This window comes from Sphingobium sp. JAI105, assembly GCF_015752145.1.
Classification (GTDB): Bacteria; Pseudomonadota; Alphaproteobacteria; order Sphingomonadales; family Sphingomonadaceae; genus Sphingobium; species Sphingobium xenophagum.
This window is the reverse complement of sequence record NZ_JADOUC010000001.1, coordinates 13,493-33,048: the sequence shown is the minus strand read 5'-3', so window position 1 is coordinate 33,048 and position 19,556 is coordinate 13,493. Positions and strand designations below refer to the sequence as shown.

Here is a 19,556-nt window from a genome sequence, read left to right as displayed (position 1 = left end):
GGGAATGATGATGCAGGGCAGAAAAACAGGGCTGGTCGCGGCGGCATTGATGCTGGCGTCCTGCGCTTCGGGCATACGCGAACAGATATACAAGGCCGACGCCACGCCCATCAGCGTCGCCCAATGGACCAAGGCGCCGCCCCAGCCTTTGCCGGTACGGACCGAGGACGGTTTGTCGCTGACCGGCTATTATTGGCCGGGTGATCCAGGCGATCATGACGTCATCCTCTTCTTCCACGGGCGCGGATCGAACCAGGGGGTCGCCGCCCGCTATGCCGAACATCTGACTGGGCATGGCGATCATGTCATCGTCGTGTCCTATCGCGGCTTTGGCGGCAATCCGGGCAGCCCGACACAGGCAGGACTGGTGGCCGATGGCCGCGCCTTCGTCGCGCGGGCGCGGCAACTTGTCGGAACGGACGCCCATGTCTTTCTGGTCGGCCATTCGCTGGGCGGCGCGGTGGCGCTGCATGTCGGGGCGACAGCGCCGGTAACCGGTGTGGTCACCCTGTCGACCTTCGACAAGCTGGCGGAATCGGCACCGGGCGCAATCGGCCTGCTGCTGCCAGACAAATGGAACAATCTGGATGCCGCGACCAAGATCCACGCTCCGCTGGTGATGATGCTGGGCACTGCCGACGACCGGGTGGAATTGAGTCAGGCCGACGCGCTGTTCGATGCCGCGGAGACGCCCGCTACCTTGCTGACCATGCCGGGCGCGGGCCATAATGCGGACATGAGCCAGCTTGGCCCGCTGGTGAACGAAGCCGTCGGCGCGATCGATTCGGGCACGATCGCGGCTTATCCTGCGGCCCTGCCGCCAGGCTGGAGCGTGCGTCGCAAATAAGTTGCGTTCTACCCGCATTACCCCCGTTGACCGACCCGCCCCTGCTGCGTATAGCGCCGCCTCACCGCAGGGCCACACGCCCCGCGCGGCCCCATGGGGCGGAGTAGCTCAGCTGGTTAGAGCAGCGGAATCATAATCCGCGTGTCGGGGGTTCAAGTCCCTCCTCCGCTACCACTTGAATCATCCGGGATGGTTTTGTGGGATTTTGGCCGGTGGCTATGGCCAGGACACTTGCAAGGCTGCCTATTACTTCCAGCGATGCCCGGTCGGGTGCGTTGGGGGCGTCGTTGATGATGACGCTTTCTATCAGGCTGCGGATTATAGGCAGGAAGCGCTTTGCCTTTTCGCCCTGGGCGATGGCGCGACCAAGAAGGTCGATGCGGCGGCGATATTCCGTGACGATCTGGGGATGCAGGATGATGGCTGGCAGCGCATCATGTTCGGCCAGGATCGCTTCGACCTGCGCAAGCGCTGCCTTGCGATCCTCGATCGCGTCGCGGATTTCCTGAACGTCTGCCCCGGCGGCCAGTGCATTGACCAGATTACGGATCTCTTCCTTGAGTTGGTCCACCCGGTGTTCCGCCGTAAAGCGGGAGGATTGCAGCTGCGCGCGCAAGCGGGTGCGTTCATCATGATAGCGTTTGACGACGGCGCTAATGACATCCGGGGCAAGCAGCTGAGCCTGAAGGCCGGTAAATACGCGCTGTTCAAGCCGATCGGTGCCTATGCGGCGGCCATTGGTGCATGAGCCAGATTCGCGGTGGCGCATACAACCCCACCTGCCGCTGGAAATCACAGCATAAGTGCCGCCGCACTGTCCGCAACGGACCAGCCCGCTGAGCAGGTGGCGCGGCCCGCGCTGCAAATTATATGGGACACGCTCTCCCGCCTGCTTGCGGGCCTGCACCTTTTCCCAGATCGCATCGTCAATGATGCGCAAATGGGGTGCAGCTCCTTCTGTCAGGTCGGGTGCCGGATCTACGCGCGACAAGCGTTTGCGACTTTCAGGATCGCGCACCATGCGGACGCGGCCATAGCGGATGCGGCCGACATAAATGGGGTTGCGCAATATGCCATAGTCGCGGGCGGCTGATCCGTTGATCGTGGATGCCCGCCATTCCGACCCGCGCGGGGATGGAATGCCGTCGCGGTTAAGGCCATGGGCGATCGTTCGGGGCGTTTCGCCCGCTGCATATTCAGCAAATATGCGGCGCACGATCGCGGCTTGGTCCTCATTTATCTTGCGGTGGCCGTATTCCACACTGCCGTCGGCATGGATCACAGGGGCGACATCATAGCCATAGCAGCGACCGCCAGGCACCTTGCCCCGCGATACCTGACCGACCGATCCACGCCGCACCTTCGCGCCGAGGTCGCGGATCTGCAGCGCGCTCATCGTGCCAATGAAGCCGATATGCATTTCCGTCACACGGTTGTCGGCGCAGGTGAACAGGGCAACGCGGGCAAATTCGAGGCGTTTGAAGATATGGGCGGTGTCGCCCAGGTCGCGGGCTATGCGGTCGAGCGATTCAGCCAGAATGATATCTACGTCGCGCCGATCGGCGGCGGCAAGCATGGCGTTTAATCCGGGGCGGTGGTTGTTCTGGCCGGAAATCGCGGCGTCGGAATAGGCATCGACTACCACCCACCCCTGCCGATCAGCGTAGCTTTTGCACAGCCTGATCTGATCTTCGGCTGACAGGGCGTTCTGCATGTCCGTGCTGAAGCGCGCGTATATGGCGACGCGACGGCCTTCCGGTGCCCAGCTCATGCATTCCCTTTCCGCGCGATTCGGCTTCGCGTGTAGCATCCTCGGCGGCCATGTCGTCCGCAATGGCAATTGCCAAATCTAGGATGCTCAATGACGTCATGCCGCTTCGCGCTGCGCTCCGGCGGTGCGGGCGTTTTGATGGAAGGATAGATAGGCGTCGATGCCGCGCCAGAAGCCGCGCCAAAGCGGCGCGCCGGGCAGTTCGCTGTGGTAGAGGATCGCCATATCCATGAGGCGGTCGCGACTGGTGGCCAGTTCGATGTAGCGGGCGACGCGCTGGCCGTGGCGATCGGCCAGGTAGGCGTGATCGCTGATCTCCAGACAGTCCTGGCGGATGTTGTCTGACAGGGTGGCGATCTCGCGGCCGAGCGCGGGGCCATAGCGGGCGATGCCTTCGATCAGTATCTCGATCTTTTCCTGCAGGGTCGCCTGTGTGCCTTGCGGCCCAATGCCGGTCACGACGCGCTGCCAGTCGGCAACGATGGCGCTCCATATCTCTATCTCGCGGATTGCGGCCTGCTGGTCCATGCGGCCTGCCTGCACGAGAGCGGGATATTGTTCTTCGCGGCGCGCCAGCGCGCCTTCGACTTCGGCGAGTATCGTCGCGAAGCGGGCGCGGATGTCAGCGATTGGGTCGGTCATGCGGTACCGCCGATCAGTCCCGCCGGTCCCTTTGTCCCGATGATTTCGTGGTTGCGGGTGTGGGTGAACGGGATTTCGTCTGCGTCGTCATATTTAAGAGCGGTCGACATTCTCGCTTCTACGATCTGGATGGTTTCACCATCTTCCGCATTGCGGAGCGCCTGCGCGATAGCGGCTTCGCGGGTCGGCTCTTCCGTGGCGAGGTCGTAGGACCATTCGCCTTCGACGCCTGCATGCCAGGCCCAATCAGTCGGCATTGTTCATCTCCTCGATCGCCGCGGTGATGCGGGTGACGGCGGTTTCGAAATGGCGGGGGTTGTGTTCGATGCCGACGAAGTGTTTTCCCGCGCGGATGGCGGCGACGCCGGTGCTGCCGGTTCCCATGAAGGGGTCGCAGATCCTGTTACCGGCGACGTTGCGCATGATCTTCGTCATGAGTTCGTCGGGCTTGGTGGTGGGATGGTCGAAGCGGGCCGGGCCGCGCGGGGATGTAATGCGGCTGACGCGCAGCTTGTCGGTGGCCGCGCCCTGAGGGTGATAGCCGCGCTGCCATGCGTGGACGTAGAATTCCACGTCAGGCCGATAATGTTTGTTGGCGACGGGCTGCGGGTTGGTCTTTTGCCAGACGCACAGGGCATGGCGATGGAAGGCCTGAATGCGGGCAAGTAGCTGGGCCAGCTGATCATTATGGGCAAAGACGATCGCCGCGCCGCAGGTCTGCGGGTTGATGATGTCCATGTCGAAGCCCTGATGCAGATTGTCGGCGATCAGCTGATCGAACATCGGGCGGCGCTTGCGGTATTTGCCCGCGCCGGTGGCGCGGATCACATAGGGCGGGTCCATGACGTCGGCGTCCATGAAGCCGAGCGTCGGGCGGATGACGTAGGCGTCGCCGCAGTAGAGGGTTGCGATCACGACATTCTGCCTCGCGATCGACACGACATGGCGTTCGCTGCCGGACTTTGCCGGGTCGAAGCCGACGAAGGATTTTTGAAAGGCGGGGACGGTCATTGGAGTTGCCCCCTTGCCGCCAAGCATCCCCGGCTCCAGTCAAAATCGCGTCGATCGGAGGGAGCCAGCATTTCGCCAGCGGTGCGGTCGGCCAAGATTGCAGCCATCGCCTTATCTTCATAGGCGAAGCATCCGGCCCCGGCTGATAAAGGGCCGAAGATCGCCGTGGGCTGCACGTCAAATCTCGCGTAGCTGACCACGCATGGCCAAACGCAGCGGTCGCATTGCGTGCCCAAAATCCATGGATCGGGCAGCGGTGCATCGCCATGATCGATGCCGTCGAACAGCGCCTTGTTCCAGCTGTCTATTCCGGCAAGTCCGCATTTTGGGCAGAGCCAGCGGGTGAATTGGTCGAAGGGCTGGGTCATAGCGTCCCCGCGAAGCTGGCGGCGGCAGGCCATGGCCACAGGCCTTGCATCCCGCGCGCGGGGACCGGTGCGTTCCATTCTTGCACGTCCAGCATCGACCAGCCCCAATTTGCCTGGTCATCACGGATGCTGTCGTTGGCGCGGGTGACGCCAAATTCGGCTGCGATGTCTGTGCCTATTCGCGATGGCCCGACGATCGCGGTGCCAATTCCCGCGCCAATGGGCAGTTCGCCGCGCATGAATGCTTCCAGCACGGGGATGGCCTTACTGGGATGAAGGCAGAGTTGGGCGGCGTCCTGCGTGAAATCGGGTTCGTGGCGCAGAGTCAGGAGGCAGAGCATATCCTCCACTTCATCCCGCTCAATGGCGTGTTTTCCGGCGTGGATGACGATGCGCTGATCGATGATCGAACGCGGTGCGCGGTTTTTGCGGAATTCATAGGGCTTTGCCCCGGCGATGATGAGGGAAGCCCATGGCTGCCAGATGGTGAGGGCTTTCATTGTGCGCCCTCCCACGCTGCCGACACACCAATGGCGCGGCGGGCAGTCTTGATGTCGATGATGTCGATATCAGCATCACGCACTATTTCGCGAATGCGCTTTTCTGCGATGTCTGGTGCCAAATTGGTCAGCAACAGCAGGCCATCTTTTTGAGCCTTGCGATGCAGTTTGGGGAGGTCGTCCAGGTCGATTGCCGCGTGGCAATGAAAGTGCCGCCGGAATTTATCGCTATGGAATGTCTTGCCGCTGCGAATCGGGCCGTGGATCAAAGTGAATCTAGTCATGCGGGTTACCTTTCAGAGCAGGGAGGAGCCGACGCCGCCCAGGGTGAAGGGGTGGTCGGGGCTCGGCGGCTTGAATTTGCGGGTCAGGCGCGCGCCGGCGGCGATGCGGGCGAGTTGTTCTTCGAACGTCGGGCGGGCGCGCGATGGAGGGGCGGGTTGGGCGGGCGGCGCGGCCAAAGGCACCGATGGTGGCGGAGGCGGCGGGGCTGGCGGCGCAGGCGGTGTTGCCAATCTCGGAGGTGCCGTCCTCTTGGGCAACACCAGGGTTGCCAAGGGGCGCTCGGTCGGGCCGAGGGCGCGAGGCCATGGCTTGCCGTCGCGGGTGAGCTGCCGCTTCGTCTTGTCGATGAGGCGGCGCGCGATCGAATGGCGGATGCCCAGCTGCGTCGCCGCCGAATAGACGGGCCAGCCATTGAGCCAGAGCATCTGCAGATCGACCTTTTGCTGATCGGTAATCATGCGCGGGCTTCCCCTTGCGCCTGTCGGCGCTGTTTGCGGATGCCGCGTGTCCAGGCGACCTGCTGGATGGTCCGGCGCGTCCGGTGGGGCAGCAGGCGATGCACGGTAGCGGAGCCGCCGGTGGGATATTCGCGATCGAGGATCGCGAGTTCTGTCGTCCGCCAGCAATTGGGTGCGGGAAGGTCATCGGCGTCAAAGCCGGTTCGTGTGCGGGGATGATCTTTCACGGGATAATCCTTGAAAAAAGGCTGTCGACGCTGATGCAAAGCCAGCGAAGCGCGGGAAATGTGGCCAGCCAGAGCAAGGCGGATGCGATACCGATTGCGAGGGCGGCGGCGGGGTGAACGGGAGGGGGGGGCGTCATCGCGGCGCACCTGCCGAGTGTGGACCTGCGCAATCTTCGCAAGGGCATTCGTCACCCATCGGCGCGGGTCGAGGCGCAGGCGCCGGGCGGCGGATCGGGGTTAGGACACCGCTGGAGACACGGCGGTAGAGTGGGCTGCGACCGCGCCCCTCCCCGACATAACCGTGTTTACGCCAGCCAAGCCGCTGCATGATGCGGACGAGCTGGCTGTTGTCGGCATAGCGGGGGATGCAATCATCGCGCGCGGCGGTAGCCAAGCGGTCACTCAGATCGCGCAGAGCCACCTGATCGACATTGCGGAGGATCGAGGCAACATAGAGTGCGATGCGGGCGACGGCGATATCGTCGGGTGTCACCAGCGAGACCGGCCCAGTGGTTTTGCCGCACTTGCGGGGCATTATGACGTGGATCATGAGCGTATCTTTCCGCTTCAGTCCTGCTCACCGAGCAGGCGCTGCTGATTGGCGAAGGCTTGTTGCGGGGTTACCCGTGGGCGGATGGGCGCACGGGGTGGGCGCGCGATCTGGGCGAGGTAGCGGGCTGCTTTTTTGCAGGCGGCGCGCCAGTCCGGGTTGCGGCCGAGGCGGCGGGTTTCGATGATGCGGTTGCGGATTTCGCGCGGGAGCGCTTCGAAGCATGGGGTGCAGAGGCGCTGCCAGCTGGCGCGGGTGCGGGTACAGCCGGGGACGTCGCAACGGTGGATGCGTGACATGGCAATCTCCTTTTAGTGGGACGGCAGTCGGGACAGCGGGCGACGCCGTGGCGGATCGCCCAGCCCTGCGGCAGGGTGGCGTCGGCGCTGATATGTTCGGCTTCACAGGCGGCGCAGATGAAGGTGCTGGGGATGGCGGCGTCGGCATGCGACGGCCCGGCGATGCTTCGCTTGGTCACAGGATATTCTCCGGCTTTTGGGGATTGTCGAAGACCCAGCAGTGGACGACATGCTCCACGGGGTTGTTGACGGGCTTGGTCGCGACGAACTTGCGCGACTTGGAGCCGCGCAGCAGTTTACGCAGCTTGTCCATTTCAGGGGGCTGGAGGCCCGCGTTGCGGCAGCGGGCTTCGTAATCGACCAGGCGGATGGCAATCAGGTTGGGATCGCGGTGCTGGTTGAGCGATTTGCCGCTGGCGTGATCGTCCGTGCGTTCGCGATCGAGCAGGTAATCGACCTGTTCCCAGAAGCGGGACACCAGCGGGTGGTCGCCGCCGCAACTGTTCTGGCGATCGAGCGCCATGGCATCGACCATCTGGAGCGTTTCGGCAGTCCATTCGGGGCGAATGGTGGGGAACAGCCGGGGCAGCGCTTCGACGGCGGCGGCAAGTTGCGAATGGGTCTTTATCGGGCGGCTGTTGACCAGGCCGGGAACGCGCTTGGGCATGTCCCGATCGTGGTGGGTGAAGCGTTCAAAGAAGAAGGGGAGGAATTTCGCCTCGCTCCGCACGACATGAACGATGGTGCCGGACACGTCCTCGATCGGCCATTGTTCAAGCCTGATGGCGGCGTCGCGGGTCGTTTCGGACCAGCGCGACTTGTCGATCGCCATGGACATGAGCCGTTCCAGCACCGCCGGATGGGCGTCGATCCGTTCATTCTGCATGAGGTAGATCGAGCCGAGAAAGGGCGGCTCGGTGGTTTCATAGCCGCCGGACTTCTGGCCCAGGCCGCGCGGGGAGCGTCCGCCGTAGAGGATCAGCAGTTCGTTGGGATCGAACTGGCGATTGCCGCTGCGCTTTTCTTCGTCGCGGCCGCTTTCCATGAGGCCGACCGGCAGGTTGCTGACCTTGAGGAAGCTGCGCGCGATAAAGGCGGTGGTGCCCTTGTTCGGGTCGAAGCCTTCATATCCGGCGCGACCTGCCAGCTTCCAGCAGAATTCGATCAGGGTCGATTTGCCGGAACCGGGAGGGCCGGTCAGTTCAAGGAAGCCGAGCGATTTATTGCGTTCGCGGATCTGCACCGCGAAGAAGCTCATCACGAAAAAGGAAAGCGTGATCAGGCCCTTTGGCCCGAAGGCGGTCCAAATGTCATCGACCCAATCGAATTTGATCCGGTCGGGGTCGTAATGGATATCGAGCAGCTTTTCGGGGCTGCGCAGCTTCACCGCCTGCTTGCCGAAGTCGAAATAATTTTCGGTGTTGATCCGTTCGACGCGCCCTTCCCGCACGGCAAAGTCACCGAACAGCCAGGCGCGGTGGGGCGCGGAATAGCCGGTGAAGGGGATGGGTTCGACGACCTTCAGCTTGCGCGTCTGGTTGCGGATCAGCCGGTCCAGCTGGTCGCCCGTCCCGCTCCACATGCCCGCAAAGGCCATCATCCGCTTCTTGAATTCAGCGGAGTTGGAACAGGCGGCGGCGGTGAAGCGGGCTTTTACCGTGGGCTGATCAGGGAAATCGACCTGCAGGAAATAGTTGGTTTCGTCGGCAACTTCGTCCCGTTCGCGATAGAGCATCCGAAAGGCGCAGTTGGCGATTTCATCGACCAGCAGGTTGCGGGTCTGATCTTCGTCATAGGTGACGCGGCACCACCACAGGCGGTTGCCATGGCGGAAATCGAAGCTGGCCAGCTTCGTGCGTTCGTAGATCAGCTTGGCCTTTTCGCGCGGCGTCTTGGCAATGGTGACCGCGCCGTTCCACAGATACTCCTCGATTTTCGCGGGGCCGAGGGGCGCGAGTTCGGGATCATCCTTCCATTGCTGGTGGCGCAGGAGGAGGTCATTCCAGTCGAGCGTGGTGCCTTCGCCATCAGGGCGGACCTGCGCGGCTGTGGCCTGCCACCCTTCGACATGAGCGCGGTCGACGAATTTGCGCGCCCATTTGACGCCAGCGCCGCCGGGATCGAAGGCGAAGACCAATTCGGGTCGGGTGGCGCGCTTCAGGGTGCGCAGGGCTTCCTTGACCTGATCAAGGAAATGTTCGGGCCAGTAGTTGCAGGACATGGCCGACACGGCGAGCTGGCCAGCGCCCTGGTCGAGAGCAATGGCGTTGAAGATGCCTTCGCAGATCCAGATGCTGTCCGCCTGGGCGTAGTCCTCGATCGAGCGCCTGGGCGGCATCCAGCAATGCCCGCCGGGCTTGCCGCCGCGCTGGAAGTGCGCCTTCTTGCCGAAGCGCCCGGGACGATCGATGATGCGTTCCCAATAGGTCGGGCCGATGGGAAAACGCACGGTCGCGGCCGACTGGTTGCCCTCCGCATAGGTTTCCTGCGTGTAGGCACCGCGCAGATGCTGTAGATCGAAGCCGCGTTCGTGTGACAGATAGGCGTCGGCGGCAGCGTTGGGATTGGCATCGGTCGCCGGGAAGCGCCTGGACCAGTTTTCGAACAGGTCGGGGAACAGGTTGCGGACGCTGTCTTCCCAACCACAGCGTTCCTGCCGCCCGCAACGGACGATCTTGGGGTCTTTGGCCGAACAAAAGAGTTCGGGCTTTTTGCAATCCGGGCAAATCCCTTCCTGCAGCCAATCCCCTTTCGTCTTTTTGAAGCGGAAACGGTCGTTCAGGCTTTTGAGAATGTCGGCTTCAAGGCTCACCGGTGCGCGCCCCCGGCGATAAGGCGCAGGTCAGGTGCATTGGTTTTGGGTGAGCGGATCGGGTAAGGACCGGTGTAAGCGCGGGCCAGGCCGCGCGCGGGTTCAACGCAGGCGCCGCAGAGCGCGACGAAACCGCGACCAGACATGAAGGCGTTGAACAAAGTGCGGTAGCGGGTGCCGCAGCCGTCGCAGGGCGGTTGATTGGTAACAGGCAAAGCGTCCCCCTCGCCCGCAGCGCGGGCGTCATTGAAATCTGGTCTGGATCGATGGATGCGGTGCGGCGGTCAGCCGGAGCCGAACATGGTGATCTGGTTCGGATCGTCCCGGCCACGTTCTGGCGGCAGGATATGCGGCACCTGATCGCGCGGACAGACCGGCAAATCGAGGTCGGGCCGTTCAAGCAGACCGGGATTGTAGGAATGGCGGAACACCAGTTCGAGGCCGAAGGTGTGGCCGCAACCGGTGTTCGTGCAGTGCGCGTCGATATGCTTGACCCGTTCGGTCACGCGGGTGCTGCGCCGGATGAAGCTGGGCGCTTCGCATTTCGGGCAGGTGATCAGCGCATTATGCTTGGCGCGTTCGCCGCCAGAGCTGGTGCGGAATTGGAGGGGCGCTTCGATCAAAGGGCGGGTCATGACAGGTTTCCCTTTTCCTGAAGGTCAAGCGCGGCGAGGCCGCCCAACAAAGCCATCAAAGCATTTTCCATTGCGCGCTTGGCACGCTGCCGAATTTTCGATCCCTTGGGGCCGCGCGCGTTATTCATCGCAATCAGTTCGACGACGGCTGCCCCACTTGAAAACGCAAGCTGGCTGGCGGCATCATGCGGTTCGATTTGGTTCAACTCAGCCTGCGCGACGATCAGCCTAATACGAGCAGCCATGGCCAAGCTTATCGGGGCATATAGCCCCCCATCCTGCAGAAAGGCGGCATCAAGCCTGGCTGCATTTTCAACCGTGACGCAGGTTGGATTATCGGGGTCGGACCAATAGCGAACTGCCTGTTCGGACCGGAGACCACATATCTCGGCCATTCGTTGCCAACCGATCCTTTCGCTTACGAGGAAAACCGCCTGCTCAACAGTTGCGGGATCACGCTCCTTGGTCATCAAAGCCTCCCCGTCCGAGTGTGGCACGCACCGTTTGGAAAGCCGCAATGCCTTCTTCGATTTCAGTGATAGCCTTGAGGCGAGCTGATGGATCGCAGGTGTTGGCGGCTGCGTTCAATGCAGCCGCCACAGCCTCCCCCGCTTCCTTGGCGGCTTTGCCAGACACGTCGAGCAAGCAAGCAAGATGCCCATCTTCCGTTCCGAACAGGAGATCGAGCCGACTGGCGTAGCATTCAAAGAGGGGTGCGCCAGATCCTCCCGCATTACGAAATGCAATATCAAGCCTGATGGCGTCGTGCAGGCTAATCGAGCGCCCGGCGTCGGGATCGCTAAATTTGCGAACTGACCATTCAGATTTGCCGATGACTTCAGCGCACCCATCCCAACCCAGCAGGTCGGCAATACGGGACAGCGCGCGATAGGGCGTGAGAGGCCGACGATCTTTGGTCACCCAACTGCCCCCGCATTGTCCAAATTGGTAGCCCGATTGCCGTTACCTGCACGACGATCCGTACCTACGAAACGAATGTCGGCGAACTGATCCGTGGAAATCCTGCGGGACTGGGATGCGCTCGGCTCATCAGGATAAATATCGGGGCGCAGAATATGACGGGAAATGCCGGTATCCGCTTCCGCCTGCAGCACATGATCAACAGGCATCTGTTTGGAATGACTGAGCCACCGGCTGACGGACGACTGCGATACCCCGAACGCATCGGCGGCGGCCTCCTGTGTGCCGTAGGCCTCAATTGCGAGCCTAAGCGCTTCAAAGCGGGTGAGTTTCATGTTCATGCATTAGTGCATATTAGTGATCTAATGATCGGTCAAGAGGAAACTAATGATAAATATTAGCGCTCGTTCGGTATGCCCTAAACCTATGTCTCAAAAGCTCCCTCTGACCGCGATCCGCCTGCGAGAGCGCATGGAAGAGATAGGTTCGACACAAGAAGATTTGGCGGCAGCTGTTGGGGCCACTCAGGGAGCAATCAGTCAAATTTTGACGGGTGCCACTCGAAACTCCCGGCTCCTTCCAAAAATTGCGGAAAATCTTGCCGTCAACCTGCGGTGGCTTGCAGGCCTAACTGACGAAAAAATCGACATGTTCGATGATACTGGCACTGAAATCACAGAAGACGATCTCGCCGCCATCCGCGCGGGCACAGGTCGCAAGAAGTTAAGCAAACCACATCAGCTTCTTGAACATAAACCGACAGCCGTTTCGGACCATAGCGACACGGTGGAGCTGGCCGAGTTCAACGTCGCCTATGGGCTGGGCGGTGCCTATATCCACGACATGAGCGTGAAGAGCCGGATGCGCACCTTTTCGCGTGCGTGGATAAGGCAGTTTAGCGACTCGCCTTTCGACAATCTGTTCTGGGCAACGGGCAACGGCATATCGATGATGCCCGCCATATTGGAGCATGACATCCTGCTGATCGACACAATGCAGAATACGCCGCGCATGTGGGATCAGTTCTGGGCGATCGACATGCACGGCATGGGGATGATCAAGGCGCTACGGCCGACCAAGGAGGGCGGGATGCGGATATTGTCGATCAATCCCGACTGGCCCGAAGAGGTCGCCTATGATGGCGAGATGAATATTGTCGGGCGAGTCGTGGCGATCGTGCGAAAGGTGTGATTGTGCCCGGCGTCAGGGAGTGTGCATGAGCTTATCGAGCAAAACGGCGGTAACCGTTGTCGGTGCGGCGGTCTCCGGCGTCCTGAGCATTTTCGCTGGCAAGATCTTTGACGCTTGGGGTGTCTTAGATGCACCTGCGAAATCGATCGGAGAAGCGTTGAAGGTCAACATCACTGGAAGGCAGGCTACAGCGATCGCGGCGCTTGTTCTGGGCCTGATCCTATGGGGTATTATGTGCTGGTGCATCTGGATGAAGCCTCGAAAAATCGAAAATCAGGAGACCGGCTTCCTAAACAATTCTCAAAGGCCCAGCGGAGAGCATTACGAACAGAACAATATAAATGGCCCGAACCAAATGATAATTGAACGGAGGCCGTGATGGGAGACACTTTTAGTCAAAACAATGTAAATGGGGACAACATTGTTAACCTCGGCAAACAACCGTCAACGATGACCGAGGACGTCTTGGCGTCGTGGTTCCAAAAAATGAAAGATTACCCTCACAAGTTTGGTGTCGGCGTGCATGGGTCAAATCCAGAATCCATGCGACAGGCCGAACAGTTGTACAAGTATCTGATCGCCCAAGGGATCGATTGCTCGTTCGGAGGAGGTGCACAATTCGACGGTGGATGTCATGCCCACATCAATTTAACAAAATTAGGCATCAACACGCCGTATATTTTGGTAGATGCTGATAAGTGATAGGCCACGCGACCGACTGATTATGATGCAGGCGCGCCCTCCAATGTGACCTTCTGACGGATGCCGCCGCTATTATGGGTGGTTTCAACGGTATCGACCAGCCATTTGACCGCATCGATCGCCTTGCTCCAGCCCGACAGGGTGATGCGCTGGTTGGGCTGGATACGGCAGTCCGCGATGGCCAGATCATATTCGAATTTGAAGCCGCCGCGCGCGCGCTTCTTCGCTTCCGCCGTCGCCGCCTGTTTGGCGTCAGCCTCCGTCGCATAGACACGCTTCAGGCGTTTGGGGTTGTTCCCGCCGGTCTTGTGCTTTTTGCGGCGACCGGCGGCCTGGTCGTGATATTCGGCCTCCACCCCGTCATTCTCATCCCGCTCGGCGCGGGTGAAAGTCCATGTCCAGCCATCCTGCCGGGTCAGAGTGCGGGACGGGATCGGCTTGCCGCCCGCCGTCGTCGCGCTGCCCACGGGCATGAAGATCAGCCGCCTGTCTTTCCATGTCGCGACGGCGTCGTAGCGGCTGCCCAGATCGCGGACCATGGCCATGTCGCTCTTGCCGTTCTGATCCAGCGCGGCGATCGGCTTTCCGGCCAGATCGGGATGGACCTGCGCAGTGATGCCATGGCGCGCCGCGATCTCACTCAGTACCGCGCCCAGCGTTGTCGCCTTCCAGCTTTTGGTGCGGCGCTGGCGGTAGCTGCCCGAGAGATCGGCGGAGCGGGCGCGGATCATGATCCGGTCTGGCGGGCCGGATGCCTCTACCTCATCCACCTTGAAGCGGCCCTTGTCGACCAGGCCGACCGGCACATCGTCGCCCTGTTCCCATCCCAGCGCCAGCGCCAGCACCTTGCCGGGGTCTGGCATCGCCAGCTTGCCATCGGCATTTTGGAGGGTGACGGACAGTTCGTCCGCCTCCCCGCCGCGCTTTTCGGTGAGAGTGAGTTCCACCAGGCGCGGGTTGATCTTGTCGGCCAGATCGACACCGTCGAGCGTCAGGCGCGCACCGGCCCTGTTCGCGGTCATCCGTCGACCCGCTTCAATTCCATGGTGAAATTCTGGCCGCGTGGCAGACCGCCCGCCATGATGCCGACATGGCCTATGTCGATCGTTTCGATGCGATATTGGCCAAGCACCCGGCCCAGCCCATCGACCAACGGCCAATTGTCGCCCGTATCGGCCATCTCGACCAGCCTATCGATCGCGCCATAGCTGCCCGCCACTTCCGGCACGACCAGCGCGGCGATGGTGATGGCGTCATCCCCCGGCCCGGCAAACTGGCTGGCGGCACGCCTGCCGAAGCGTTCACTCTCTTCATGCCGCCAGCTCATGCGGCGTTGCAGATCCTGATAGGGGATGGAGTCCATGCCGAAGATGAACATGCCGAGCGTCATCAGGTGGGCGGGGCTGAGCGGGAGGGATGCCATCAGCGATCATCCTCATAGCTTGAACGGGACTTGCGTGCCTTCAGCTGCTCGATCTTTTCCATCACGCGCCGGGCCAGCGCTTCGGCATCTTCGCCGGGCAGCTGCTGGATCTGCAGGGTGATGTGGTAGGTGTCCCCCCCTGCCCTGCCTGCGCCGCCAGCGCCGCGCCCGGCTGCGCCTGCCGGGGCCATGGCCATCGATCCCGCCGCCAATACGCCTGCCGCCATGCGCCCAGCGGCGCGGACGGGGCCGTTGCGGTTGCCGTCTATACCGCGTTCCAGACCGCCCGCGACATGCCCGCCGAGCGCCATGAAAACACGGGACGGACTTTTGATGCCGAGATAGTTTTTGAAGGCGGTGATGCCGTGCTTGGCCATGCTGATCAGCCGCGAACCCAGCGCCACCGGATTGATGGCCGACAAAAGCCCGCTCATCATCATCGATCCAATATTCTTCATCCAGGCTGGGAAGCCGTTGAGCAGCCCCTTCACCGCAGCGACCCCACCAAAGAATGCCGCCTTGATTTTGTCCCAATGGGTATAGATCAAATAGGCCGCGCCGCCGATCGCCAGGACAATGGCGGTGATCGCCAGCACCATGGGGTTGGCCAGCATCATTGCGCCCGCCTGCAATACGCCACGGGCCAGAAACAGGGCGGCCGTGCGTAGGATGCCCAGCACCGGCGCGGCTTTACGGGCGATGGCGATCACGCTGCCCAGCGGACCCAGCACCGCGCCAAGCGCATATTGCGCCACGCCGAGGCCGATGCGCAGAGTGATCAGCGCCGCCGCGCCCTTCATGATGCCCGCAGCCAGACCGGGATTGGCCTGCGCCCATGCCGCCACGCTTTCCGCAGCGCCCGACATCATTCCAAGGACTTGCGTGGCGACCGGCAACAGCGTCGTCCCCAGCACGATCGCCAGGCGAGAGGCCGTGCCAAGGAAGGCGCGCCATTGCACGGTGGCATCGGCTGCGACCCGCTGATTGAACGCGCGATCGACGGTGCCGGAGGATGCTGCGATCTGCGCGCGCATCTTCTGGAAATCCTGCATATTCAGGATCATCGATCGCAGGGCGGACTGCGCCTGCATATCCTCGAACAGATAGCCAAGCTTCGTCATGTCACCGCCGGTCGCCTTTTTGGATAGTTCGGCGATGGCTTCGAGTGGCGTCTTCCCCTTGGCGTAAGCCGCTTTCAGGGCGGCAGGCAGATCGATGCCAAAATTCTTCTGGAAAGCCTTGACCGTGCCGGGGGCATTGATCTTGCTCAGCAGGTTCTGGACGTTGTTGGCCGCTTCGTCGGCATCCCCAGCCCCGCGTCGCGCGATCTGGAGCGCCGCCGACAGGTCCGCCACTGCAGGGACGCCCTTTTGCCCCAGCGCCTGCATTTGCGCGGTCAGGCCAGGAAAATGGCGGGCCATGTCCTTGACCTCGAACGCACCGGCATTGCCAGCGGCGGCCATGACGTCGAGCGCGCGGGCGGTCTGGCCAACCGGCACTTTCAGGTTATTGAGATTGGCATAAGCCGCAGCCGCGCCGTCCGCGATCTCGACCTTGAACGCGGTGCCGAGCCGTCCGATCGGCGCGATCATGCGGGTGGCGAGGCGCGGATCGATGCCGAAGCCGGACAGGACGTCGACGCCCGCGCGCATCGCTTCGGGCATCTGCTTGGCGGCGGCCGCAGCGTTGACGATATTGTCAGCCATGCGCCGGGTCGCCGCATCCGACAGGTCCGCCTTTTGCTGGATATCCACCATGCCGCTGGAAAAATCAGCGGCCGCCTTGACCGCCAGGATGATTGGCGCGGCCATGGTTGCGCCGCCCACGACATTGTCGCGACCTTTGCCTTTCAGATGCTCGCCACGGCGTTGCATGGCGGCCTTGTCCGCATCAATCGCGGCCAGATGCTTCTGCCGCTCCAGGTGCCTGTTGGTTTGTACGAGCTGGCGTTCGAGATCCCGTTCGCGATCGACCAGCTGGGTAATGTTGCCTGCGCCCTTGGCTATTTCGCGCTGCACGGATTTCAGCTCGTTTGTCAGCTTCCGAGAATCGCCGGCCAGGGCGCGAAGTGACTTTGACCCTTTGTTGCCCAAGCCGATGATATTCTTCATCGCACCGGACATCTTGTCGACGCCGACGAAGTTTACAAGCAGGGACAGTTTGTTGTTCATTTCCCGCCGTCCTTTCCGCCCCACATGGCGTTGAAGCGGTCGGTTGCCCGCCCGCTCCACTCGATCAGTTCATCCAGCGCCAGATCGCGCAATTCGGACAGCGGCCAGTGGAACACCGCCGCAATATTGGCCATCAAGTCTTCGGGAGTTGATTGGCGACGTAGCTTTCGATCGCCTTCTTCTCCGCCGCCGTCATAAAAAAACCACGGATCACCCCGCCGATTTCAGCCAGGTCGTCGGCTTCCAGCGCTTCGGCTTCATCTTCGGTCAGGATCGGATCGGAAATGCGAGGGATTAGGGTCAGGATCGTGCCGACGTCGCTGGTCAGAATATCCTGCAGCGATAGACGGCGAAGCTCACCGCCCTTGGGCTTTCGCAGGGTCAGCTTTTCGATGGTGGTTTCCCCGCGCTGGATGGGCGTGGCGAGAGTAACGGTTTCGAAGCGATTGTTCGGTTGGGTGACGGCGGCAATTTCGGCGGGGTCGCTCATGCGGGGTTCCTCCTGGGCGGCGGGGCGGATTGGGCCGATAGGGTTAACAGGAGAGGAATACCCCTATCGGCCCGCCACCGGATGACCGCCCCGCATTGGGCCGCCCGGCGGATCTGCAATAGGGATCAGCCCAGCAGGATCGCCATGATCTCCGCATAGCGATCGACGCCGTCGACCATGAAGATGCCCTGCACCATGTCGATCTCGACTTCCGTGCGGCCATCCACGACGCGGCGGTAGTAGGCGACTGCGCAACTATATTTATGCTCGGTCTGGTCGCCGGGCTTGTCCTTGCCCATGTCGATTTCGGTGAAGCGCCCGCCAAGGTAGATTTCGACAGCCTGCGCCGCGCTGCCATCGTCGGCCCGGTAGGCCGCGACCAGGCGCAGGCGGGTGCCTTCGACGCTGGTGGTGCCAAATTCGCGGATCAACGCCTTTTCATGCCCACCCATGGTGAGCGTGGCTTCCATCGGCTCCAGCCCCTTGTCGAGCTTGACCGAACCGGGCATCCCGCCGCCGCGCCAGTCTTCGGTCGCGATGGCGAGCTTTGGCTGTTCGAATTCCGAAATGACGCCCAGATAGGACATGCCCTTGGCATAGGCGTTGACGTTCACAAGTGTGCGAGGCAGGCCCATGGCGCTATCCTTTGCTTAAAGTGGGTCAGGCGAGCTGTTCGGCGAAGCCTTCATAATATTCGGCGGTGTTGATCAGCTCGATGATCGGGTTTTCCAGCGGAGCCGCTGGCGTATATTTCAGGCTGATCGTCGGACGGCCTGCCGCCAGCTGGGTCGGGCCGTTCTTCGACGGATCATAATAGGCCAGTGCGCCGATGATGCGCCCTTCGACCGTCAGCTGGCGCAGCTGCGCGTTGACGGTTTCGAGCAGATCCTTGACCAGGCCGACCGTCATGGGCTGGTCCATGAACGGCCCCAAAGCGGAGACAATCATGTCCTGCAGGGCATGGCTGGTCCGCACCGCACTTTCAAAGCTGAATTCGGGCTGCTGTTCGCTGGCGCAGGTGCGGTTGCCCCAGAAGCGGAAGCCTTCGTTGCGGATCAGGGTCGTGACATGCGCCGCATTGAGCAACCCGGCGGGGGTCGATTCATCCTGCAGGTCAAAATGCACATCTTTGGTCAGGCGGGTGACGCCGCCGATCGTCACATTGGACAGCGTCTTGTGCCAACCCTGCTGCTCATCGATCATGGCGCGCAGACCCAGCGCCCGGGCAACGGCATCGCCGGGTGTATCGGCGGAGGTATCGGGCCAGATCAGCATCAGTTCCCGGTCACCAAAATTGTCGCGGTAGGTGATGACCTCCGCCACATCATCGCCGATCGCAGCGGCATAGACCATGGCGCGCAGCTTTTTGGCGGCAATCACCAGCTCCGCTGTAACTTCCTGCGTGTCCAGCCCCGGCGCGCCCAGAATGCGGGGACGGACGCCCAGGACTGACTGCGCGGCCAGCAGCGCCTGAATGCCGGTATAGCTGTTGCCGTCCGTCACACCGATGACATTCGCGTCGGTTTCCTCCTGATCCTCGCCTTCAGCCACGCGCACAACGACGGCAATGGGGCTTGTCTGATCGCCGATCGCCTCGAGCGCGGCTTTAAGCGTGCCGCCGGTCCCGGCATTGCCGACCGCTGCATCCACGTCGGTCACCAGCACCGGCGTGTTGAGCGGGAAGGCCGCGTTCAGGGCCGTGGTTGCTGCGCCCGCTTCGGCGGTGGCGGTGGCGATCAGGCCGATGACGGCCAGGCTAGCCTGCCGGATCGTGCGCGCGCCGGTGGCGGTTTCGTTGATGGTGATACCGTGCATGACAAATCCTTCAGGCGATGGTGGCAGGAAGCGGGATGGACAGGGTGGTGCGCGCCGTCGCGGCGGGAACATCCGTGCGGGTGCCGGACAAAGTGATGACCAGATTGCCCGCCACAGGGGAACCGGACAGGGTGACCTGGGCAAGCCGGAAGCGCGGTTCCCACCGGCGGAGGGCAACGGCGCTGGCCGCGCGCAGCAACATGGCTGTCGCCGCATTGAGAGGCTGGTCGACCAGTTTGAACAGCAGCGACCCATAGTCGCGCAGCATGACCCGGCTACCCAGCGGGGTGCCGAGAATGTCAGCGATCGACTGCGCGAGATGATCAGCGCCGCCGAGAGGCTTACCAGTGCTGGCGTTCATTCCGTTCATCCCTGACGCATGGCCCGGCAGAACGCGCGCGCGAAGGGGTTGGCGGGGTAGCGCGGGCTGCTACCGGC

General features: G+C 62.2%; 29 protein-coding genes and 1 tRNA gene. 5 read left to right on the top strand and 25 right to left on the bottom strand.

Going from position 1 to position 19,556, the window contains the following annotated elements; all coding sequences use genetic code 11:
- The first annotated feature begins 4 nt into the window (after positions 1 to 4).
- Both IWY39_RS00245 and IWY39_RS00240 read left to right on the top strand, forming a co-directional pair.
- A complete protein-coding gene (locus IWY39_RS00245) occupies positions 5 to 847 on the top strand; it encodes an alpha/beta hydrolase (RefSeq protein WP_107123613.1) in 843 nt (280 codons plus the stop codon).
- A gap of 97 nt (positions 848 to 944) precedes the next feature.
- Positions 945 to 1,021: transfer RNA gene (locus IWY39_RS00240), tRNA-Met, on the top strand.
- On the opposite strand, the gene IWY39_RS24505 is transcribed toward IWY39_RS00240, so the two are convergent.
- The 17 genes from IWY39_RS24505 to IWY39_RS00150 form a co-directional block, all read right to left on the bottom strand.
- On the bottom strand, positions 978 to 2,561 hold the full coding sequence (locus IWY39_RS24505; RefSeq protein ID WP_443019992.1) for a recombinase family protein: 1,584 nt from the start codon (positions 2,559 to 2,561) through the stop codon (positions 978 to 980). The genes IWY39_RS00240 and IWY39_RS24505 overlap by 44 nt on opposite strands.
- Positions 2,562 to 2,714: 153 nt before the next feature.
- Entirely contained in the window at positions 2,715 to 3,260 is a 546-nt protein-coding gene (locus IWY39_RS00225) for a hypothetical protein (RefSeq protein ID WP_196871295.1), read from the bottom strand.
- Positions 3,257 to 3,517, bottom strand: coding sequence for a hypothetical protein (locus tag IWY39_RS00220; RefSeq protein ID WP_196871294.1), 261 nt, complete (start codon positions 3,515 to 3,517; stop codon positions 3,257 to 3,259). The genes IWY39_RS00225 and IWY39_RS00220 overlap by 4 nt, the downstream gene beginning before the upstream one ends.
- The gene (locus tag IWY39_RS00215) at positions 3,507 to 4,271 is read right to left on the bottom strand and encodes a DNA methyltransferase (protein WP_196871293.1); all 765 of its coding nucleotides are present in this window, start codon (positions 4,269 to 4,271) and stop codon (positions 3,507 to 3,509) included. Before IWY39_RS00215 ends, IWY39_RS00220 begins: the two co-directional genes overlap by 11 nt.
- Complete coding sequence (locus IWY39_RS00210) at positions 4,268 to 4,639, bottom strand: hypothetical protein (protein WP_196871292.1); 372 nt, start codon at positions 4,637 to 4,639, stop codon at positions 4,268 to 4,270. Before IWY39_RS00210 ends, IWY39_RS00215 begins: the two co-directional genes overlap by 4 nt.
- A complete protein-coding gene (locus IWY39_RS00205) occupies positions 4,636 to 5,139 on the bottom strand; it encodes an ASCH domain-containing protein (RefSeq protein WP_196871291.1) in 504 nt (167 codons plus the stop codon). The genes IWY39_RS00210 and IWY39_RS00205 overlap by 4 nt, the downstream gene beginning before the upstream one ends.
- The gene (locus tag IWY39_RS00200) at positions 5,136 to 5,423 is read right to left on the bottom strand and encodes a hypothetical protein (protein ID WP_196871290.1); all 288 of its coding nucleotides are present in this window, start codon (positions 5,421 to 5,423) and stop codon (positions 5,136 to 5,138) included. The genes IWY39_RS00205 and IWY39_RS00200 overlap by 4 nt, the downstream gene beginning before the upstream one ends.
- A gap of 12 nt (positions 5,424 to 5,435) precedes the next feature.
- Complete coding sequence (locus IWY39_RS00195; RefSeq protein ID WP_196871289.1) at positions 5,436 to 5,882, bottom strand: hypothetical protein; 447 nt, start codon at positions 5,880 to 5,882, stop codon at positions 5,436 to 5,438.
- Positions 5,879 to 6,109, bottom strand: coding sequence for a hypothetical protein (locus IWY39_RS00190; protein WP_196871288.1), 231 nt, complete (start codon positions 6,107 to 6,109; stop codon positions 5,879 to 5,881). Before IWY39_RS00190 ends, IWY39_RS00195 begins: the two co-directional genes overlap by 4 nt.
- A gap of 133 nt (positions 6,110 to 6,242) precedes the next feature.
- Positions 6,243 to 6,659 (bottom strand): hypothetical protein, encoded by a 417-nt coding sequence (locus IWY39_RS00185; protein ID WP_196871287.1) that lies wholly within the window; start codon positions 6,657 to 6,659, stop codon positions 6,243 to 6,245.
- Between the two features lie 17 nt (positions 6,660 to 6,676).
- Entirely contained in the window at positions 6,677 to 6,958 is a 282-nt protein-coding gene (locus IWY39_RS00180; RefSeq protein ID WP_196871286.1) for a hypothetical protein, read from the bottom strand.
- Positions 6,959 to 7,133: 175 nt separating this feature from the next.
- Positions 7,134 to 9,770, bottom strand: coding sequence for a toprim domain-containing protein (locus tag IWY39_RS00175; RefSeq protein WP_196871285.1), 2,637 nt, complete (start codon positions 9,768 to 9,770; stop codon positions 7,134 to 7,136).
- Entirely contained in the window at positions 9,767 to 9,985 is a 219-nt protein-coding gene (locus tag IWY39_RS00170) for a hypothetical protein (protein WP_196871284.1), read from the bottom strand. The genes IWY39_RS00175 and IWY39_RS00170 overlap by 4 nt, the downstream gene beginning before the upstream one ends.
- Before the next feature lie 69 nt (positions 9,986 to 10,054).
- Entirely contained in the window at positions 10,055 to 10,405 is a 351-nt protein-coding gene (locus tag IWY39_RS00165) for an ogr/Delta-like zinc finger family protein (protein ID WP_196871283.1), read from the bottom strand.
- Positions 10,402 to 10,875 (bottom strand): hypothetical protein, encoded by a 474-nt coding sequence (locus tag IWY39_RS00160; protein WP_196871282.1) that lies wholly within the window; start codon positions 10,873 to 10,875, stop codon positions 10,402 to 10,404. Before IWY39_RS00160 ends, IWY39_RS00165 begins: the two co-directional genes overlap by 4 nt.
- On the bottom strand, positions 10,859 to 11,326 hold the full coding sequence (locus tag IWY39_RS00155) for a hypothetical protein (protein WP_196871281.1): 468 nt from the start codon (positions 11,324 to 11,326) through the stop codon (positions 10,859 to 10,861). Before IWY39_RS00155 ends, IWY39_RS00160 begins: the two co-directional genes overlap by 17 nt.
- Positions 11,323 to 11,667 carry a transcriptional regulator gene (locus IWY39_RS00150; RefSeq protein ID WP_196871280.1) on the bottom strand — a complete coding sequence of 115 codons (345 nt, stop codon included), beginning with the start codon at positions 11,665 to 11,667 and terminating at the stop codon, positions 11,323 to 11,325. Before IWY39_RS00150 ends, IWY39_RS00155 begins: the two co-directional genes overlap by 4 nt.
- An 85-nt stretch (positions 11,668 to 11,752) precedes the next feature.
- On the opposite strand from IWY39_RS00150, the gene IWY39_RS00145 reads away from it, so the two are divergent.
- The 3 genes from IWY39_RS00145 to IWY39_RS00135 are packed head-to-tail and all read left to right on the top strand — an operon-like array spanning position 11,753 to position 13,219.
- A complete protein-coding gene (locus IWY39_RS00145) occupies positions 11,753 to 12,517 on the top strand; it encodes an XRE family transcriptional regulator (protein ID WP_196871279.1) in 765 nt (254 codons plus the stop codon).
- Positions 12,518 to 12,542: 25 nt separating this feature from the next.
- Entirely contained in the window at positions 12,543 to 12,896 is a 354-nt protein-coding gene (locus tag IWY39_RS00140; protein ID WP_196871278.1) for a hypothetical protein, read from the top strand.
- A complete protein-coding gene (locus tag IWY39_RS00135; RefSeq protein ID WP_196871277.1) occupies positions 12,893 to 13,219 on the top strand; it encodes a hypothetical protein in 327 nt (108 codons plus the stop codon). The genes IWY39_RS00140 and IWY39_RS00135 overlap by 4 nt, the downstream gene beginning before the upstream one ends.
- A gap of 20 nt (positions 13,220 to 13,239) precedes the next feature.
- On the opposite strand, the gene IWY39_RS00130 is transcribed toward IWY39_RS00135, so the two are convergent.
- The 8 genes from IWY39_RS00130 to IWY39_RS00095 form a co-directional block, all read right to left on the bottom strand.
- Positions 13,240 to 14,241 carry a contractile injection system protein, VgrG/Pvc8 family gene (locus IWY39_RS00130; protein WP_196871276.1) on the bottom strand — a complete coding sequence of 334 codons (1,002 nt, stop codon included), beginning with the start codon at positions 14,239 to 14,241 and terminating at the stop codon, positions 13,240 to 13,242.
- Positions 14,238 to 14,642 (bottom strand): phage tail protein, encoded by a 405-nt coding sequence (locus IWY39_RS00125; protein ID WP_231377470.1) that lies wholly within the window; start codon positions 14,640 to 14,642, stop codon positions 14,238 to 14,240. The genes IWY39_RS00130 and IWY39_RS00125 overlap by 4 nt, the downstream gene beginning before the upstream one ends.
- A complete protein-coding gene (locus IWY39_RS00120; RefSeq protein ID WP_196871275.1) occupies positions 14,642 to 16,813 on the bottom strand; it encodes a phage tail tape measure protein in 2,172 nt (723 codons plus the stop codon). Before IWY39_RS00120 ends, IWY39_RS00125 begins: the two co-directional genes overlap by 1 nt.
- Positions 16,810 to 16,947: a GpE family phage tail protein gene (locus IWY39_RS00115; protein WP_196871274.1), complete on the bottom strand. Its 138-nt coding sequence runs from the start codon at positions 16,945 to 16,947 to the stop codon at positions 16,810 to 16,812. Before IWY39_RS00115 ends, IWY39_RS00120 begins: the two co-directional genes overlap by 4 nt.
- The gene (locus IWY39_RS00110; RefSeq protein WP_196871273.1) at positions 16,947 to 17,303 is read right to left on the bottom strand and encodes a phage tail assembly protein; all 357 of its coding nucleotides are present in this window, start codon (positions 17,301 to 17,303) and stop codon (positions 16,947 to 16,949) included. The genes IWY39_RS00115 and IWY39_RS00110 overlap by 1 nt, the downstream gene beginning before the upstream one ends.
- A 125-nt stretch (positions 17,304 to 17,428) precedes the next feature.
- Positions 17,429 to 17,938, bottom strand: coding sequence for a phage major tail tube protein (locus tag IWY39_RS00105; protein ID WP_196871272.1), 510 nt, complete (start codon positions 17,936 to 17,938; stop codon positions 17,429 to 17,431).
- A gap of 25 nt (positions 17,939 to 17,963) precedes the next feature.
- Entirely contained in the window at positions 17,964 to 19,118 is a 1,155-nt protein-coding gene (locus IWY39_RS00100) for a phage tail sheath subtilisin-like domain-containing protein (protein ID WP_196871271.1), read from the bottom strand.
- 10 nt (positions 19,119 to 19,128) lie between these two features.
- Positions 19,129 to 19,479 carry a GPW/gp25 family protein gene (locus IWY39_RS00095; RefSeq protein ID WP_231377469.1) on the bottom strand — a complete coding sequence of 117 codons (351 nt, stop codon included), beginning with the start codon at positions 19,477 to 19,479 and terminating at the stop codon, positions 19,129 to 19,131.
- Positions 19,480 to 19,556: the final 77 nt, after the last annotated feature.